The sequence below is a fragment of the Pseudoalteromonas sp. JC3 genome, assembly GCF_030291895.1.
Classification (GTDB): domain Bacteria; phylum Pseudomonadota; class Gammaproteobacteria; order Enterobacterales; family Alteromonadaceae; genus Pseudoalteromonas.
In genome coordinates this window covers 3162634-3181317 of sequence record NZ_CP127855.1, presented here as the reverse complement: position 1 = coordinate 3181317, position 18684 = coordinate 3162634, and the positions used below count along the sequence as shown (strand labels likewise).

The 18684-nt window shown below is 43.9% G+C and carries 17 protein-coding genes; 12 read left to right on the top strand and 5 right to left on the bottom strand.

The window, feature by feature from the left end; translation table 11 throughout:
• Positions 1-41 precede the first annotated feature (41 nt).
• Positions 42-1856, top strand: coding sequence for a DUF3413 domain-containing protein (locus QSH61_RS13710; RefSeq protein WP_238536730.1), 1815 nt, complete (start codon positions 42-44; stop codon positions 1854-1856).
• A gap of 54 nt (positions 1857-1910) precedes the next feature.
• Here QSH61_RS13710 and QSH61_RS13705 read toward each other — a convergent pair whose 3' ends face one another.
• Genes QSH61_RS13705 through QSH61_RS13695 form a run of 3 tightly spaced genes read right to left on the bottom strand, consistent with a single transcriptional unit; the run spans position 1911 to position 5114 of the window.
• On the bottom strand, positions 1911-3455 hold the full coding sequence (locus QSH61_RS13705; protein WP_286122245.1) for a sensor domain-containing diguanylate cyclase: 1545 nt from the start codon (positions 3453-3455) through the stop codon (positions 1911-1913).
• A 13-nt stretch (positions 3456-3468) separates the two neighbouring features.
• Positions 3469-3891, bottom strand: a complete 423-nt coding sequence (locus QSH61_RS13700; RefSeq protein ID WP_010606205.1) for a type 2 periplasmic-binding domain-containing protein — start codon at positions 3889-3891, stop codon at positions 3469-3471.
• A complete protein-coding gene (locus QSH61_RS13695; RefSeq protein WP_174169903.1) occupies positions 3891-5114 on the bottom strand; it encodes a hypothetical protein in 1224 nt (407 codons plus the stop codon). The genes QSH61_RS13700 and QSH61_RS13695 overlap by 1 nt, the downstream gene beginning before the upstream one ends.
• A 160-nt stretch (positions 5115-5274) precedes the next feature.
• Here QSH61_RS13695 and QSH61_RS13690 point away from each other — a divergent pair, with 160 nt between their 5' ends.
• The 6 genes from QSH61_RS13690 (at position 5275) to csrA (ending at position 11544) form a co-directional block, all read left to right on the top strand.
• Positions 5275-5901: a GTP cyclohydrolase II gene (locus tag QSH61_RS13690; protein ID WP_010606207.1), complete on the top strand. Its 627-nt coding sequence runs from the start codon at positions 5275-5277 to the stop codon at positions 5899-5901.
• A gap of 242 nt (positions 5902-6143) precedes the next feature.
• A complete protein-coding gene (locus QSH61_RS13685) occupies positions 6144-6941 on the top strand; it encodes a BPSS1780 family membrane protein (RefSeq protein ID WP_248298741.1) in 798 nt (265 codons plus the stop codon).
• Positions 6941-7429, top strand: coding sequence for a regulatory protein RecX (locus tag QSH61_RS13680; protein ID WP_010375943.1), 489 nt, complete (start codon positions 6941-6943; stop codon positions 7427-7429). Before QSH61_RS13685 ends, QSH61_RS13680 begins: the two co-directional genes overlap by 1 nt.
• 4 nt (positions 7430-7433) lie before the next feature.
• Positions 7434-10037 (top strand): alanine--tRNA ligase, encoded by a 2604-nt coding sequence (gene alaS / locus QSH61_RS13675; protein ID WP_174169904.1) that lies wholly within the window; start codon positions 7434-7436, stop codon positions 10035-10037.
• Between the two features lie 7 nt (positions 10038-10044).
• Positions 10045-11268: an aspartate kinase gene (locus QSH61_RS13670; RefSeq protein ID WP_010606210.1), complete on the top strand. Its 1224-nt coding sequence runs from the start codon at positions 10045-10047 to the stop codon at positions 11266-11268.
• A gap of 90 nt (positions 11269-11358) precedes the next feature.
• On the top strand, positions 11359-11544 hold the full coding sequence (gene csrA / locus QSH61_RS13665; RefSeq protein ID WP_010375935.1) for a carbon storage regulator CsrA: 186 nt from the start codon (positions 11359-11361) through the stop codon (positions 11542-11544).
• A gap of 76 nt (positions 11545-11620) precedes the next feature.
• On the opposite strand, the gene QSH61_RS13660 is transcribed toward csrA, so the two are convergent.
• On the bottom strand, positions 11621-12133 hold the full coding sequence (locus QSH61_RS13660; protein ID WP_248298742.1) for a YcxB family protein: 513 nt from the start codon (positions 12131-12133) through the stop codon (positions 11621-11623).
• 440 nt (positions 12134-12573) lie between these two features.
• On the opposite strand from QSH61_RS13660, the gene QSH61_RS13655 reads away from it, so the two are divergent.
• The 5 genes from QSH61_RS13655 to QSH61_RS13635 all read left to right on the top strand — a co-directional run bounded on the left by QSH61_RS13655 (position 12574) and on the right by QSH61_RS13635 (position 16927).
• The gene (locus QSH61_RS13655; protein WP_206473246.1) at positions 12574-12822 is read left to right on the top strand and encodes an OadG family protein; all 249 of its coding nucleotides are present in this window, start codon (positions 12574-12576) and stop codon (positions 12820-12822) included.
• A 12-nt stretch (positions 12823-12834) separates the two neighbouring features.
• Positions 12835-14616 (top strand): sodium-extruding oxaloacetate decarboxylase subunit alpha, encoded by a 1782-nt coding sequence (oadA, locus tag QSH61_RS13650; protein ID WP_206473248.1) that lies wholly within the window; start codon positions 12835-12837, stop codon positions 14614-14616.
• A 10-nt stretch (positions 14617-14626) separates the two neighbouring features.
• Positions 14627-15757, top strand: coding sequence for a sodium ion-translocating decarboxylase subunit beta (locus QSH61_RS13645; RefSeq protein WP_039493572.1), 1131 nt, complete (start codon positions 14627-14629; stop codon positions 15755-15757).
• 120 nt (positions 15758-15877) lie between these two features.
• Entirely contained in the window at positions 15878-16600 is a 723-nt protein-coding gene (bla, locus tag QSH61_RS13640; protein WP_102057295.1) for a subclass B1 metallo-beta-lactamase, read from the top strand.
• Positions 16601-16609: 9 nt separating this feature from the next.
• Positions 16610-16927 (top strand): hypothetical protein, encoded by a 318-nt coding sequence (locus tag QSH61_RS13635; protein WP_010606216.1) that lies wholly within the window; start codon positions 16610-16612, stop codon positions 16925-16927.
• 86 nt (positions 16928-17013) lie between these two features.
• On the opposite strand, the gene QSH61_RS13630 is transcribed toward QSH61_RS13635, so the two are convergent.
• Positions 17014-18558, bottom strand: coding sequence for a basic secretory protein-like protein (locus QSH61_RS13630; protein WP_206473250.1), 1545 nt, complete (start codon positions 18556-18558; stop codon positions 17014-17016).
• Positions 18559-18684: the final 126 nt, after the last annotated feature.

The following is an 18684-nucleotide window of genomic DNA, read 5'->3' as shown; positions in this document are numbered from 1 at the left end:
ATATAACAGTCAAATTTTCTATTAAAGGAACAATTTGAACTGTGCTATTGCGTCATCGATTTCACCAGTTCGGCTGGTTGGTTCTTATCAACTCTCTTTGCTCAATCTTAATTACCATAAATGTTGTAAATACCAACCCTGTTGATTATCAAGGACTGACATTATTTTACGTTTCCGTATCAACGTGGAGCCATATGGCTTTACTCACAGCGTTAGTGAGTATTGTCGCTATGCCTTTAGTATGGTTACAGTCAAATAAAGTGAGATCCGTATGCTTTGCTTTATTTTATGCATTGTTTTTCGTAGCACTTATTGCAAATAGCTTGTGCTTTGAGCTTTACAAGTTTCATATTAACGGTGTTATTGTCGATATGCTGCTTGCAGGCCAAGTTATTGAGTTCTCGCCAATTGCATGGGCTCAAGCGGTAGCCATTTTTGTTATGATATTTGCTTTCCAGTTTTACCTGTTAACGTGGTTAAGTAAGCCCCGAGCCGTAATGCAGCTGCGCTTTGGTCGAAAGTTCACTAGCGTAACCATTATTGCCCTGTTGGCGAGCAATACAATTCATGCTTGGGCAAGTGCGACGGTATATCAACCGATCACAGGATTCAGTAAGTATTTACCCCTCTACAAACCTGCAACAGCAAACTCTTTTTTGCGTAAATATGATTTGCTAGATGAGGCTGCATTGGCGCAGCAGAAATCAATGTCTTTAACACAAGGGCAATTTAACTATCCTTTACAACCTATTGAAGTAGAGCCAGTTAAAAAGCCTCTTGATATTGTTTTTGTGGTACTGGATTCATGGCGGTATGATGCTTTCACGGCACAAGTTACTCCCAATATTTGGCGGTTCTCACAACAAGGTGTGGTCTTCAATCAACACTTCTCTACTGGAAATTCTACACGAACAGGGATCACCGGACTGTTTTATGGTTTGCCAGGCACTGCTTGGCAGGATATTTACAACAATCGAGTTACGCCATTATTGATGGATAGAATGCGCGATTTGGGTTATCAATTTGGGGTATTTTCGTCTGCACAACTTGTTCGCCCTGAGTTTAATGAAACCGTGTTTGCTCGCATTAAGGGGCTAAAAACGCATACAAAAGGTGATGACGTATTAGCTAGGGATGAGCAGATCACCAAAAATTGGGTTAAATGGTATGCTAATAAAGATCCAAACCAGCCGTCTTTCAGTTTTCTCTTTTATGATGCAATCCATGGCTACGCAGTTCCTGAGGGTTACCATGCCGGGTTTGGGCCAATGCACGGCCCCATTAACCATATGTTATTGGACAACGATTATGATAGAGAACCAATTTTAAATCGTTATCTTACCAGTACACACTTTGTAGATAGTCTTGCTGCATCGGTATTAGCGCAGCTTGATATAGAAAATACACTGGTGATTATCACATCAGATCATGGTGAAGAGCTTAATGACAACAAGCTTAATTACTGGGGACACAATAGTAATTTTACTGAGCCGCAGATAAAGGTGCCATTTATTGTTGTAGGACCAAAAAGCGAAAAGTGGCAGCATTGGCAAGCCTCAAATGTGGTAACCAGTCACTTAGATGTCGTGCCGACGTTGATGAATGAGTACTTAGGGGTTAAAAACACACTTGAAGATTATAGTACGGGTTATAACTTAACCGGAACAGTTAAAAAGAGAAACTGGCTATTACTCAGTAGCTACAATAAATATGCGATTGTGAGTAAGCAGCAAATTGTTGAAGTCTCGCCCATGGGAACTTATGAGATGCTCGATGAAACTAACCAGCCAGCTGAGCAAGAGCCAAACTTTGAATATATTCAAGAGGCAATGCAGCAGATAAGCCACTTTCAGTAGATAAAAGAGGATTAGGTGTGCTGGTGGACTGTCGTGCTAACTTGAGCGGTATAACTAAGCGCTTAACGAGTAAAATTGAAAGGCGTTTTTCTTGTCTTTTTTAACCGTATACATGGCGACATCGGCACATTCGATTAATTGGCTTAGCTCAACCGCGTCTCTTGGGTAGCTTGCAATACCTATGCTCGCACCAACTCGCAGTGGAAGTAATTTCCCTTCTGACGTTTGCCAAATCATCTCGGTGTTTATCGCCCCTAACAGGTTTTCAGCGATGCGCTGCAATTTTTCATTTTTAGCGCAGTGCAAGGCAATCAAAAACTCATCACCTCCCCAACGACAAACCACGTCTTGTTCTCTCACCTGAGCACTAATTTGAGTGGCGATGTGTTTTAACATAGCGTCACCGGCGTTATGGCCATAAATATCATTGATTGGTTTAAACTCATCTAAATCAATAATAAATAAGCTAAACGGAGTTTCGTTATCTAACCACTCGTTGATCTTGATTTCAGTACCATGGCGATTGTAGAGGCCTGTTAGCTTATCGCGGTTAGCCTTTTTATTGAGTTCTTGAAACACAGTTTTTCTAAGCGTGATATCTGATAAAAACACCTGTAAATAGAATTGCCCGCTACTTTCCACTCTAAGCATGATGACACTCAGCCAAACAGGCTGTTCGGTCATGGGGTTAATAAACTCAAACTCTGACTGAGTTGGCTGGTTAAGCTCCAAGGTATGCTCCGTAAAGGTGTAGAGAATATCCGGAGTTTTGCAGTAGCGACCAAAACTTTCGGGAAAATATTCATCAAGGTCAATTGCCATGCCTGCCAGCAAATCACAAGCGGCATCATTAGCTAAGATCACTTCACCTTTGTCTTTTACCAGTAGGGTGGGAGAAGAGGAGCGCTCAAACATCAGCCTAAAGCGCTTCTCAAGTATTTCAATATCAGCTCGCAGTTGGCGCTCTTGCTCGAACATGGAAGCGGTTTTAGCAATAAGTTGATTGGTATTGCTCGCAATATCACCAATTTCACTTGATTCATGCCCCCTAGGCACGACTAAATCCAATGGTGTTCCAGGAATAACCCTAGCAATTTGACTACTTAAGTTACTCAGGGGTTTTGTAACTATAAAATGTGTAACAACGGTGAAGATGACTAAGATTGGGATGATGACAACCAACAAAGTTTGAACACTTGAACGGGCGATATCTCTAGCACTTTGCTCGATAAAAACGGAATTTGGTTGAATATAGATCTCACCAACAATTTCACTCAATAAAAACGGATGATTAAGCGAAATAATGGTCGCATTTTGCGATTTAAATCCTACACTTTGAGCGAGCCACTTATCCTCACTTTTTATTGCGGCAGAAGAGATAATGTCGTTACTGACTAGGCCATTAATAACTTCTACAGCAAGGTCTTTGTCATTGAGATAAGTGGCAATAGAGGAAGAAGACGACACGGTTTGGCCAATTTGCCCAATAATAGTATTAGAACGCCGAAGTTCACGCTCAACAATATGGTCGTGATATAACTTAGCGTAAAGCATTGAAAAAATAAAAGTCGAGACAACAAGCACGAGTGCTAGCCGCACGATCAGCCCATATTTAGTCATCGATTTGATAAATTACCTTCACATCACCCGTCACAAAGTCTGCTGGAACATAGCCGATTGCATTTGGCGTATTTCTGATATTTTCAAGTATAGTCGACGGTGAGGAAAATGACTGTGGGGGAGAAACTTTGCCGCTGAACTTTATTCTTGACCAATAAGCATTGATTTGGCTTTCATTGCGTCCTGTCAGTGCCAAGAAAAAAGGACCTCTTAAAGGGTGTGATTTCTCGTAGTCATAGGTCACGGCCATATCGCCGTTGGGAAAGGCAACGTATTTTCCCATGTACATGTCGATGAGTTGGCGCTGCGATATTGACTCGATGGGGTTGTCTTTGTTAACTATGACGGCAATATCAGCTGTTGCTGAAATTGGGTAAGAAATCAGGAAGAAAACAGCAGTAAGTAACCTTTTCATCAGAACACCCAATTAAAGCTAAGTGTGAAGGTGTTAAAAGAAAGGTCGGGATCACTAAATTGCTCAGTATCGTGAAGGTAAAAAGCGCTGGGCAAATGGTCCGCTGATGTATGCTTCCAATTGAACTTTAGTGCTAACGTCGGGCTCAATTCGCGTCGCCACGTTAGTGAGGTGCTATGCTGATCCAGTTGATAAAAACCAGAGTGCATGGAAGCAGCTTCGTATATTTGTATTAATTCAGGTAATGGGACGAGCGGACCGGGTTCTACACTTGGCTCATTATCGGACTTGGCAACTGAGTAGGTGAAAGACAAAGTGTTTAAATCGAAGCGCTTGCCTAGTGTGATATAAGCTGCTTTTAGGCGGTTGAGCACGCTGGAATTTGAATCCGTCAGCGATAATTCACTTTGTACCAACCACTTCGAATCATCATATCTCATACTGAGCGCGCTATAGGTGAAGCGCTTGTCGATAATATAAAGAGAGTCGATAAGCTCATTTTTGGTTGGCCAAACTTGTAGAGGAACTTGCGCGAGAGCCTCACGTAACTGCTTTTGCTGTTCATGCTCATTAGCTGCTTTTGTTGTTGTATAGTTGGCTCTAAACAGCCAATTTAACGTTTCGTACTGTACCGCTACACCCAAGATAGATTTAAGTTCTACATTCCAAAAAAACTTATAATCGCTGTAGATAGGCGATTCGGAGCGGCCCCAATATGCTTTGATGCTGGCGATGCCCTGATCAAGCGGTGCGCGATACTGCAAGTCAACGCCATCTAGGTTTTGGTGAGGAATAATAGAATAAAACTCGACAGGCGGATGTTCCATATCCATTGAATAGCCAATATCCCGATATTCAGTCATCAAAAATAGGTCTAACCCGGTGCGTCCGGCACGAAATTGCCAGTTCGAATTTAGGTTGTAGCGTAGAAAAGCCAGTTTTATTGCATTGTTGACTCGGTCATCGTGTTGCTCTTTTAATAGCAGTTGCCCAACAAACTCTACATTATCATTTGCATGCCACTCTGCCTGTAGGCCCAAAGAAGAAAATGAAAAGTCGAGCTCATCTTTTTCCACACCGTGCGGATGTGAGATGGATTCTCTGATTTTGGCGGTATGGGAGTCTGTTTTAACCGCCTTGAGCGTAGCAAAGCCACTGAAATCAATGTCAGAGCCGTAGCTGAATGTGGTTAAAAATAGTAGGCAGATAAAAACAGAGCGCATGAGTTATAAATGTTTTCGCTTTCCTTTTTATATAGCCTAGTTCGAATTTTGACATTTACCAATGCGATGTCCGCCTTGGCCTTGTATAATGAACTTAGAGACACCATATCCCATGTATGGTAGCATATTGTTATATTATCACATTAGGCAAGATTAAGACGTGGCAGAAGTAAGAGCGAGAGTCGGGCTGAATGTAGGGCAGCATAGTAATATCCCTGCAGAAATAGTTTCTTTTTCAGGGCTAAAAGATGGCCAGGAACATGTTGCGCTGGTATTTAATAGCGCAGACAGTCAGCAGCAAATTCCCCTAATTCGTATGCACTCTGAGTGCTTAACCGGCGATGTCTTTCATTCTTCTCGTTGTGATTGTGGCGAACAGTTAAATGAATGTATTGAGGCGATGCATAAACAAGGCGGCATTTTGTTATATTTGCGCCAAGAAGGTCGTGGCATTGGCTTGTACAATAAAATCGATGCTTATGTATTGCAATCACAAGGGATGAACACCTACGAGGCAAACAACCACCTCGGCTTTGAAGATGACTTAAGAGATTTCTCTGATGCCGTGTTGATGCTTCAGGCGCTCGGATTAAACCACGTTAAGTTAATGACGAATAATCCAAGAAAGCTGAAGGCGTTGAGAAATGCGGGTATTACTGTCGATGAGGTAGTTGGCACTCAGGCGCATGTTAAGGCTGGGGTTTCTGGTAATGAACAGTATCTAAAAACCAAGATCCAACACGGTGCCCACATGCTGGATATCAAAAAGATATCAAAAGCGGATTAGCCGAAGCGTATATGCTTACTACAACAAGCCGACTAGATAAGTGCTTCGGTTGGCTTGTCATATCAAACATACTATTCTCATTACAACTCTCTCAAACTTAAGATGTCCAACATAGGTTATGGTAACCGTCAGTATTTGTTTAAAATATGCTAAAAAGCGCTGACAAATCCGCTTTTCATGCCTTTTCACTCGACGCGGTAATCAGTATAATCAAAGACGTTATAGCTTAAATTAAGTGGACTATGTCGACACCAATTAGAACATTCAAAGCAAGCATGGGCGTGCAGTGGCTAAAAGCCGGGTGGGCAATTTTCAAAACCCAGCCTATGACTTTCATGTTGATGTATATTTTCATGGCGGTAGTAAGTCTATTGCCCCTGTTCGCACCTATTTTTCATATCATCGCTGCCTTGTCTGGTCCTTTCTTAAGCGCTGGCTTCTACCTTGCAGTTATCAATAAACAGATCAATAAACCAATAAAGTTAGCTGATATTTTTGAGCCTTTTGCAGCAAAAGGCCGCCGATTACACTTGTTCCGAGTTGGTATTTATCAAATGGCAGGTGCGCTGTTGCTGACTATGGTTGCCGGTGTGCTATTCAGTGATGTGGCGACTGCGCTGGAGAGTGTTGGCCCAAATACCGAGCCGAATGAACTTATCGGACTTATCGCGAGCAATATTAGTTTTGCCGAAGTTGCCGTATTTGTGATTGCACAATCGGTCATTATGATGGCCTTCGCTTTTGTCGTGCCACAGGTGTTTTTCCAAGGTGAAAAACGTATTTTTCACGCGATGAAGTGCTCGCTTGCCGCTTTTTATCATAATATGGCCGCGCTGAGTATTTACGGCCTGGTCGTCGCAGCGTTTATCGTTGCGTCTATACCGCTGTCGATGATCCCGGCGATTATTATCATGCCGGTCGCCATGATAGGCTTTTTTGTTTCTTTTCAAGCGATGTTTATGCCAATTATCGTTGAAAAGAAGGAAAATGATGAAAATACTAACATCTCTCAGTCTGACTCAGGACGCTTTGACGCCTGATGGATGAACAAGAAGTTAAAAAGCTAAAAAACTATGCGGTTTGGTTATTGTCGAGACAAGAGTACTCTGAGTCTGGATTGACGCAAAAGCTACTGCAAAAAGGGGCTACAGCGGCAGTCGCGGAGCAATTGGTATCTTGGCTAAAGTCGCTCGATTACGTTAATGACGACCGCTATGCAGAGAGCTTTTTAAACCGTCAGATTGCAAAAGGACTTGGAGAAAAGCGTGTATTAATGGATGCAGGGCAAAAGGGTGTGAGCCGAGAGACTTTGCATACGCTAATCGCTGAGCGCGAAATTGATTGGTACATGCAAGCCGCAAAAACCTATGAAAAAAAGTACGGTCTTTGCGCACAACCGATAGAATATAAAGAAAAAACTAAGCGCGTACGTTACATGAGTTATCGTGGTTTTAGTTTTGATGAAATAGATTTTGCAATTGAAGCTGCAATGACTGCAGCAGAGCAAGAAGAAATAAAGGGTGAATGATCACATGCAGCATATGACTACCGCACAAATCAGGCAAAGCTTCTTAGATTTCTTTGCTAAACAACAGCACCAAGTGGTGCCTTCAAGCTCGTTAATTCCGGGTAATGATGCCACCTTACTGTTCACCAACGCTGGTATGGTGCAGTTTAAAGATGCCTTCTTGGGTGCGGAAAAACGCCCTTATACGCGAGCAACCAGTTCACAGCGCTGTGTTCGTGCTGGTGGTAAACATAATGACCTTGAAAACGTAGGTTATACCGCAAGGCACCACACTTTCTTCGAAATGCTAGGTAACTTTAGCTTTGGTGACTATTTTAAAACCGACGCAATAAAATTTGCTTGGGGTTTCCTTACGGATGTGATCAAGCTGCCAAAAGAAAAGCTACTAGTTACTATTTATCATGAAGACGACGAAGCATTTGATATCTGGTCAAAACAAGTTGGTGTTCCAGAAGACAGGATCATCCGTATTGCGACGGCGGATAACTTTTGGTCAATGGGCGACACGGGTCCTTGCGGTCCTTGCTCTGAAATCTTTTATGACCACGGCGAGCACATTTGGGGGGGACCTCCGGGCTCACCAGAAGAAGACGGCGATCGCTTCATTGAGATCTGGAACTTAGTATTCATGCAGTACAACCGTCATGCAGACGGCACAATGGAGCCGCTGCCAATGCAGTCGGTTGATACCGGCATGGGTCTTGAACGTATCTCGGCTATTATGCAAGGTGTGCACTCAAACTATGAGATTGACCTGTTCCAAGCGCTGATTAAAGCAGCTGCAAAAGTAACAGATGCACAAGATTTAGAAGATAAATCACTACGTGTGGTTGCTGACCACATTCGTTCGTGTGCGTTCCTTATTGCTGACGGCGTCATGCCATCGAATGAAGGTCGTGGTTACGTGCTACGTCGTATCATTCGTCGTGCAGTTCGTCACGGCAATAAACTCGGTGCAAAAGGGGCATTCTTCTATAAGTTAGTTGCCGCACTTGCTGAGCAAATGGGTGAAGCTTACCCAGAATTAGTGAAGCAACAAGCGATTATCGAAAAAGTACTACGTATTGAAGAAGATCAGTTTGGTAAAACACTAGACCGTGGTTTGACTATCCTAGAAGACAGCCTTGGAGGTATTGAAGGCGACGTTATTCCAGGCGATCTAGTGTTCAAACTGTATGACACTTACGGCTTCCCTGCAGACTTAACGGCAGATGTGGCGCGTGAGCGTTTTATGACGATTGACGAGCGTGGCTTCCAAGCATGCATGGAAGAACAGCGTAAAAAAGCACAAGCGGCTGGCAAGTTCGGTGCAGATTACAACGAGCGCTTGAAGTCTGATAAAAATACTGACTTCAAAGGCTATGATGCTGAGCACTATACCGGCACTGTGGTTGAAATCTTTAAAGACGGTCAACATACCAATACGTTAGAAGATGGTGAACAAGGTGTGGTTATCCTTGACCGCACGCCTTTCTATGCTGAGTCAGGCGGCCAAGTTGGTGATACGGGTGTACTAAAAGTGGCTAACGGCGAGTTTGTGGTTACTGACACGCAAAAGCTAGGTAATGCATTTGCACACCATGGTCATGTGGTTGGCCGTATTGGTGTTAACGATAAAGCCGATGCGCGTATTGACGCTGAGCGTCGCGAGCGAGTGAAGAAAAACCATACTGCAACGCACTTGGTGCACAAAGCACTGCGCGATTTGTTGGGTGACCATGTTACTCAAAAAGGTTCATTGGTACTGCCGGATCGTCTTCGTTTCGACTTTTCACATTTTGAAGGCGTCACTAAAGCGCAGTTGCAGCAGGTAGAAGATGCAGTGAACGCAGAGATCCGTCGTAACTTTGCTCTGCAAACTGAGTTGATGGATATCGATGCTGCCAAAGATAAAGGTGCGATGGCGCTCTTTGGTGAAAAGTACGATGATGAAGTTCGAGTCGTTTCAATTGGTGGGTACTCAATCGAGCTTTGTGGTGGTACACACGTGAAGCGCGCTGGTGATATTGGTCTCTTCAAGATTGTATCAGAAGGCGGTATCGCAGCGGGTGTTCGTCGTATCGAAGCGGTAACAGGTGCTGATGCTATCGCTTATGTTAATGAGCAAGAGCAAGTGCTTTCTGAAATTGCGGCTTTGGTTAAGGGTGATACCTCATCAGTGCTAGAAAAAGTATCTGCGCTACTTGAAAAGTCAAAAGGCCTTGAAAAGCAAGTTGCTCAACTAAATGACAAACTAGCAAGTGCTGCGGGTGCAACGCTACTTGACTCTGTAACCGAAGTGAATGGGATTAAATTACTCGTAGCGAACGTTGCAGGAGCTGAGTCTAAAGCACTACGTGGCATGGTCGATGACCTGAAGAACAAGATTGGCTCAGGTGTCATCGCGCTAGGTGTAGCAAATGGCGATAAAGTAAGCCTAATCGCTGGCGTAACGAAAGACTTAGTTGGTCAGGTAAAAGCAGGTGAGCTAGTTAATCACATGGCTTCTCAAGTCGGTGGTAAAGGTGGCGGTCGTCCTGATATGGCGCAAGCTGGTGGTTCACAACCAGAAAACCTAGACGCAGCACTAAACAGTGTTCCAACTTGGTTAAATGAAGTAACGCAGTAATCAGCAAGTGGCGCTGATTGTACAAAAGTTTGGCGGCACCTCGGTAGGTTCGGTAGAGCGTATTGAGGCGGTTGCCGAACACGTTATCAAAACACAACAACAAGGCCACCAAGTGGTGGTCGTGTTGTCTGCAATGTCAGGCGAGACAAATCGTCTCATTTCCCTTGCCCAACAAATCGATGCACGTCCGAGTTCTCGTGAGCTAGATGTATTGATCACCACCGGCGAACAAGTTTCTATTGCGTTATTGGCGATGGCCATCATTAAGCGTGGGCATTCTGCCGTGAGCTTACTTGCCGATCAGGTTGGTATTAAAACCGATAACATGTTCTCTAAAGCGCGGATCACAGAAATAGACACGACCCGCTTAAAGCAAGAGCTTGAGCATAACCGAATAACCATTATTGCCGGATTTCAAGGGCGCGATGAAGAAGGCAATATCACCACGTTGGGGCGTGGTGGTACAGATACCTCAGCAGTTGAAATCGCAGGGGCTTTGCAAGCAGACGAATGTCAGATATATACTGATGTCGATGGCGTTTATACTACCGATCCGCGCATAGAGCCAAATGCAAGGCGTTTATCACATATTACTTTTCCTGAGATGTTGGAGCTGGCCAGTGTGGGCGCTAAAGTTTTGCAGATCCGTTCGGTTGAAGCGGCTGGTCGATATAATGTACCACTGCGTGTACTTTCTTCGTTTTCTCCTGACAACGGCACCTTAATTAGCTATGAGGAAGGTAAGATGAAAAATACTAAAGTGGTCTCTGGGGTAGCGAGTGTCAAAGACGAAGCGCTTATCTTAGTTAACAATGTAGATGCAAAACCTAGTAATCTTGCCAATATACTTTCTCTTCTTGGTGAGCATAATATCGAAGTCGATATGATTAACCATTTGAACCACAGTGAGAAAAAAATAGACTATGCTTTTACTGTGCACACAAATGATTGTATTCTGGCGGAAGAAGTTTTAGCGCAACATGCACAAAATTTAGGTGGCGCAACCGTAGAGGTTAATGCTAACGTGGCAAAAATCTCAGCGGTTGGCATCGGGATGAAATCTCATTCAGGTGTTGCTGGTCTCTTTTTTATGGCATTGGCCGAAGAAAATATTCACACTCTATTAGTATCTACATCAGAGATAAAAATCTCGGCACTGGTAGAAGAAAAATATTTAGAGCTAGCTGTACGGGCTTTACATGCCAAATTCGAATTGGAAAGTACTGAGTAAAAGAAGTTTTTGCTTACTTTTCTAGGAACTTTTATTTAAAATGGATTTGACGCGGAATCTTTTAAATTTTGGAATAACAGGAGCAAGAGAATGCTAATACTAACTCGTCGAGTAGGTGAAACCCTGATGATTGGTGATGAAGTGACTGTAACAGTACTAGGTGTTAAAGGTAACCAAGTACGTATTGGTGTAAATGCGCCTAAAGATGTTTCAGTTCACCGTGAAGAAATTTACATGCGAATTCAGGCTGAGAAATCTAGCCCGGGCAATATGTAATTGACCAAATATTGAATTACGATGTTAGTTAACATAGTTTGACTGGCATAAAAAAACCCCGCCACTGCGGGGTTTCTTATTTCTGGCTTTGCCCAGACAAAAAAGCAATCGCTTCTTCGTTAAGTCCAGATTTACTGATATAGCTCGGTTTGTTTTGGTGAAATACCAAAAAACCTCTACTCGTTTCAACGAGTTTATCTAAGTCGTCAAATGGGTAAGAAAATTCGGCATGTGTCGCTTTGGTGCTAATACCAGTTTTAGTGATTGAAACTTTGACGACATTGCCAGCAGCGCGAGAATACGACTGCCTTATCACCCACCAAGCTTTACGATAGTAGAAAGCGACGCATTCAACCACAGCCAATAGAATAAGAAAGTTCCCAACGTAGTGCTCCTGCAAACCGTAAATAGCAAACAGCCCCAGTGCAATTAGCAGTACAAGCAAGCCATATTTCGGTTTAACAGCAAGTCCATTGGCTTCAGATTCTTCAAAACACTCTCGATAATAGGCTTTATCTAACTTAAATTGGCTTTGAAAAGATAAATTTTCATTTTGTTCAAGGGAGGGCATAGACGTTCGTTGTGGCAAAAATTTCCCCTTATTATACCCATCTATATTGAAAAAGCTGTAATGCGAATAAATTGTTTGCAGTTCCCTTTTACTATATCCAGCGAAATACGCGTTATACAGCGTAACGTTTACGTAAACGTTAACTTTTGGTCAGTCCAATTTACAATTTATCTTGCGTAATCAAAAATCCATTCTATATTCATTAAAATCACTGTATTAGTCGGCGCTATTTTGAATATTTTTCATATTTATTACGTTGGTTTTCCATATTTATTAGTGATTTCAAAGCTAACTTACTGATTGTTTATAAGTTAAGTGTTTTGGTAATACCAATTTACAATGCACTTTACAGTGGAACATTTTTTGTTATAAGGTGAATAAATATCTACAAAAAGTGAAGGTTTATACCAGTTCGTTAACATCGAACAGGAAAACCAAACAGCAAGTAAGGGGTAAAAATGGATATTGGAGCGCAGCTACTGCAAGCAGGAAATCTCATGCTGACCGGTATGGTTGGTGTTTTTGTTTTTCTGTCCATTTTGATTTTTGCGATGCGACTGTTGGCCAACTTTGCTGCTCAATTTAAAGAAGTAGAGCCAAGTACCACAAGATCAAAAACAACTAGAGCAACATCGTCACAGGGTGTGCCACAGGCACATATTGCAGCCATTAGCGCTGCCGTTGTAGCCTACAGAAAAAACAATTAATAGGGGTTTTGCATGTCACAGTTAAAGCTAACCGAATTAGTGCTGCGCGATGCGCATCAGTCATTACTCGCCACCAGAATGCGCTTGGAAGATATGCTTCCTATCGCTGAGAAGCTCGACAATATGGGCTACTGGTCTGTTGAATCATGGGGGGGAGCAACCTTCGACTCGTGTATTCGCTATTTAGGCGAAGATCCATGGGAGCGGATCCGTGCACTGAAAGCTGCAATGCCAAAAACCAAACAGCAAATGCTACTGCGTGGTCAGAATCTATTGGGCTATCGTCATTATGCTGATGATGTTGTCGAAAAGTTTGTTGAACGTGCCCACCATAACGGGGTAGATGTATTTAGAATATTCGATGCAATGAACGACGTGCGCAACTTAGAAACGGCTATTAAAGCGGCCATCAAAGTGGGCGCGCATGCGCAGGGCACGATTTCGTACACCGTAAGCCCTGTTCATACGCTGGAAATGTGGCTCACGCAGGCCAAGCAGCTCGAAGACTTAGGCTGTCATTCCATTTGTATCAAGGACATGGCTGGATTACTGAAACCCTATGATGCCGAAAAGTTAATCTCTGGGCTTAAAGCGTCCGTCTCTATTCCTATCGCAATGCAGTGCCATGCAACCACAGGGCTCAGTACTGCAACTTATCAAAAAGCCATAGATGCGGGTATCGATATGCTCGATACGGCGATTTCTTCGATGAGTATGACCTATGGCCATAGTGCAACAGAAACTATCGCGGCGATTGTGGAAGGTACAGAACGTGATACAGGGCTTGATTTACTGGAGCTAGAAGAGATCGCAGCCTATTTCCGTGAGGTGAGAAAGAAATATGCAGCTTTTGAGGGTAGCTTAAAAGGAGTAGATGGTCGTATTCTATCTGCACAAGTGCCTGGTGGCATGTTAACCAATATGGAAAATCAACTGCGAGAGCAAGGTGCAGGTGACAAGCTTGACGCGGTACTAAAAGAAATTCCAAGTGTGCGTAAAGAACTTGGCTACTTACCGCTCGTAACACCAACCTCACAGATAGTCGGGACGCAAGCGGTATTAAACGTACTTACCGGTGAGCGTTACAAGTCTATAACCAAAGAAACAGCTGGCGTGCTGAAAGGCGAATATGGAGCGACACCAGCGCAAGTCGACCAAGCTTTGCAACAACGAGTGCTTGAAGGCGCAGAGCCTATTACCTGCCGTCCTGCAGACTTAATTGAACCTGAGCTGGATAGTTTACAAAGCGAACTAGTCGCGACGGCAAAAGAGGAACAAATTACCTTAGCCGACGAGGTTATTGATGATGTGCTTACCTATGCATTATTCCCGCAGATTGGCCTTAAATTCCTGAAAAACCGCAACAACCCAGATGCGTTTGAGCCAAAACCGACGCTTGTTGAAAGCCAACAACAAAAAGCTGCAGCGGCGCCTGCTAAAACCAAGTCATCAGCTACTGAGCGTTACAGCGTAAAAGTGGATGGCAAAGTATACGATGTAGTGGTTGCGCCGGGAGGTGAGTTACAAGAAGTACAAGTCAAAGACAGTGAGCTCATTCCGCAATCAACTTCGGTGAGCTCCAGTGAAACTTTGAATGCCCCACTTGCCGGCAACATCTTTAAGCTTATGGTGCGCGCAGGAGATGAGGTGCAAGAAGGCGATGTAGTACTCATCATGGAAGCCATGAAAATGGAAACCGAGGTGCGTGCAACACACAGCGGCCAAGTCGCAGAACTACTCGTCTCTGAAGGCGATTCTGTCAGTGCTGGCGATGCCATCATGTCTTTAGCATAAGGATGTCGTGATGGAAGGGTTACTTAATTTATGGCAAGCAACAGGGCTTGCCAACTTCACCGTGCCTGCACTTTGCATGATGGCAGTGGGCTGCGGACTTTTGTATCTTGCGATCGCTAAAGGCTTTGAGCCGTTGCTATTAGTGCCTATTGGCTTTGGTGCCATACTCACGAATATTCCTGTCGCTGGGCTTGCCGATCCTGGTGGGCTCTTATACTACGTGTATTACATTGGTATCGACAGCGGAGTATTCCCCTTGTTGATCTTTATGGGGGTGGGTGCGATGACGGACTTTAGTGCACTGATAGCCAACCCCAAGATGCTGTTGCTTGGTGCCGCGGCGCAGTTTGGGATTTTTGCCACTTTGTTTGGGGCTATTTTGCTGAACTATATTCCGGGCTTTGAATTTACCCTGCAAGACGCTTCAGCAATCGCCATTATTGGCGGTGCAGATGGACCAACTGCGATATTTCTCGCGTCTAAGCTTGCACCAGAGTTACTAGGGGCAATTGCGGTGGCTGCCTATTCGTATATGGCGTTAGTGCCAATTATTCAACCACCAATCATGAAAGCACTCACGACGCAAGAAGAGCGTCAGATTGCGATGCCGCAGCTGCGCCATGTATCAAAAACCGAGAAAATCCTCTTTCCTCTGGCGGTACTGGGCCTAACGATACTGTTTTTACCTGCAGCAACACCTTTGGTTGGTATGTTTTGCTTGGGTAACTTGATGAAAGAGTGCGGTGTAGTAGACCGCTTGAGTAAAACGGCGCAAAACGAGTTGATTAATATCACCACTATTTTCCTCGGACTGGCGGTGGGTTCAAAGCTGGCCGCTGATCAATTCTTAACGGTTGAGACGTTGGGGATTTTAGCGCTAGGCGCTGTGGCTTTCGGAATTGGTACTGCAGCAGGTGTATTAATGGCTAAGGCGATGAATAGATTTAGCGATAGTCCCATTAATCCGCTAGTTGGCGCTGCTGGGGTATCTGCAGTCCCGATGGCTGCGCGTGTGGTCAATAAGGTTGGCCTTGAAAGTAATCCGCATAATTTCTTGCTGATGCATGCGATGGGCCCCAATGTAGCGGGTGTATTAGGCAGTGCGGTTGCTGCTGGTATTTTGCTTGCACTGGTAGGCTAATTTACACTTCTCCAACCATTTGCGTGGCGATTTTAGGTTGCCGCGCATTTTTATTTCTGGACTTTATATTCTTGAACTTGATAGTCTTTCGTCACTTTTAATTAACACGAACAACTTCAGATGAAGTTTTTAGCTCCTTTCTTATTTTTGTTACCCTGTGTGACAGTTGCAACGGAAACATCGACTTTAGTGGTAACACCGATAGCAGAGCATGTTTATAAACATGAATCTTCGCTACACGTTGAACCTTGGGGGTTAGTGGCAGGCTCTGGGCTGATTGTGGTCGACGGTCAAGATGCTTACATTGTTGATACACCTTGGACCGAGCAAGACACAGAAGCACTGCTATTGTGGGCCGAGGACCGCAAGCTCAATATTAAAGGGGCGGTGGTCACGCATTATCATCAAGATGCAAGCGGTGGCCTAGCGGTATTAAATAAACATCAGATCCCAACCTATGCATCAGCCCAAACTAACCATCTATTAGCCCAAAAACACAGCGCTATCGCGTCACATAATTTGCCGCAAGCCTCAGCAGCGATAAAGTCAGGTGTCGTTGAAACCTATTACCCAGGTGCAGGACACTCGAAAGATAATATTGTCGTGTGGCTGCCACAATCTAAGATTTTATTCGCAGGATGCTTTGTGAAAAGTGTGGTGAGTAAAAATTTAGGTAACTTGGAGGATGCTTCGGTTGATGAGTGGCAAGCGTCTATACACAAGGTATTGAGCCGATATCCGGAAGCAAACATGGTTATTCCAGGGCATGGTAAAGAAGGGGATTTATCTTTGTTGCACCATACCGTTAAGCTAATCAAAATCGAGCAATCAAAAGGTAAATAAAGGACTGACATGAAATTTATTCCATTTCGTAATTTACGCTGTCCGGGTTTAGAAACTGCGCTGTGGTATTGTCGCTTGTTGTTTTTAACGGGCGTAGCCTTGATAGTGCTTGGGGTTATCAAAGAGGGGATTGCAATCTATCATTGGCTAATCGCCATGATAGAGAATGGCGACGCGCCAATAAAAGCAGCCTATATCTATGACTTAGATTTGCTTTCCCACCCAAACTTTCATTTGATCATTGTTGGAGTGGTGAAGATCTACTTCTCCTGTGGCCTCGCGATTAAACTAAAAACAATGTCCCACGAGCAGGCGTTACAAAAATAACGAATACCACGTAAAGGAGTCTCATAGAGGAGTTTCTCAGAGAAATTTCTTAGACCCTTTTACGCGGCAGAGCTACTATTTAAAAATTAATACTCCAGCTGTCCGCCATTTTGGATAAAGGCGACATATTCGTTCCAAACATCTTCAACACTTCGGCCCAAGATATGTTGAAATGCAGCATCAAATGACCAGGTATAGTTACCCATATCTTTCGCCGCTTTATTAAACTTGTAGATAAACTCAGAGTCGTGCTGTTGTTTGACGTAATGTAAGAAAAACCCAGTTGTGGTGTAGCCACTAAGCCAGCGTTTAGCGTTGATGATATCTGGTGAGCGTGACTTATGAAAACCAGCACCGATCCGCACGGCATCAGCTAGACCTTCGGTGTATGCCCAGTTTGCCTTGCCATCACCATAGCTGTCATGAGTCAGCGGCGAGTTATTGTAACCATGGGTGACTTCGTGGAATAAAATGCCGTCGATTTCATCACGGATCACGGCATCGTTGTTATTATTATCGCGATAAATACGTTCTAAGTGCGCGGTGCTAACGACGATAGTCATCTCACCCGAACCGTCTTGCCCCATCTTATAGGCAACGAAATCCTTACCCCAATGATCTTTGGCTCTCAACTCAAACTGCAATTTTCTAAAACGCTGGGATTCACTGGCGTCGCGGTATAGCACTTTTGCTACATCCACACAGCGTTCGGCCATGTGTGCAGCTGGGTTTGGTATGATCCGTTTAAATAATGCCGAGCCTTGTGTTTCAGGGTTTACATCAACAAAGTTTACTTCCGGACGTTGCCACGTGTCGTTTGGTGGTGTGCTATCGCTACTGACGGCTAATTCATAATTGGCGCTTTGGAAACCGTATACAGAAACATAAACCGGCGCATTTGAGCTTATATCGCAGCGCTCGTTGGAGCTGGCATCATTGATACTTTGGCAGTCATAACTTGTGGTGGTCGGTTGGCTATTTGCTTTTAGGTATAGATCTGCATCACCGCTGCCAGTCAAGGTTGCTGTGATAGGAGCTGAGCTTGTAAATGGCCCAAAATGTGCCCATTGGCCAGGGGTAACGCTGCCATTTTGGTTAAATGGCAAGGTTGTACCACCGTTTGCCGGAGCACCGATAAATTCGATTTCTGCAAGCTGTAATAAATTGGCACCTTGCGTTGCGGTGACATTTAAGCGCACAAAGCGGTACGCTTGATTGGTACTGACATTGAACTGCTTAGTTTGATGTCTCGAAGCAAAACTTTGATTGTTTTGCGAATCTATAGTAAACCACACTTGACCGTCTTGAGAGCCTTGAAGCGTCCAATTTTTGGGATCTCTTTGTGGCGCATCGTTCGCAGAAGTGAGGGTGTAAGCTGTTAAATTCACCGCTTCGCTAAACGCATAACTTATCCAACCGGAAGCTGAAAAAGTAAGCCACTTGCTGTAGTGGTTATTATCAAATGCGTTGACTTTACCTTCATAGGGTTGGTTTTCTCCTGAAACGCTGATAGCAGCGGCATTGGCAGTTGTCAGATCGCTGTTTGCGTGCGCCGAGCTTAAGCCTAGGCTCACTAAAGCGGCTGCTATAAAAGAACGTTGGAATCGCGTTTTAGCTATAGTGATGTTCATGTTGACCTCTTTTGTATCGTTCCACTTTTTGCAGAAAGATATTGTTGGTGTTGTATCCATGGTTATTTTTATTTTGGTGTCCAAATAAGTTTGGAACGGTTTAATTGTTGTTGCTTTTATGTGCGT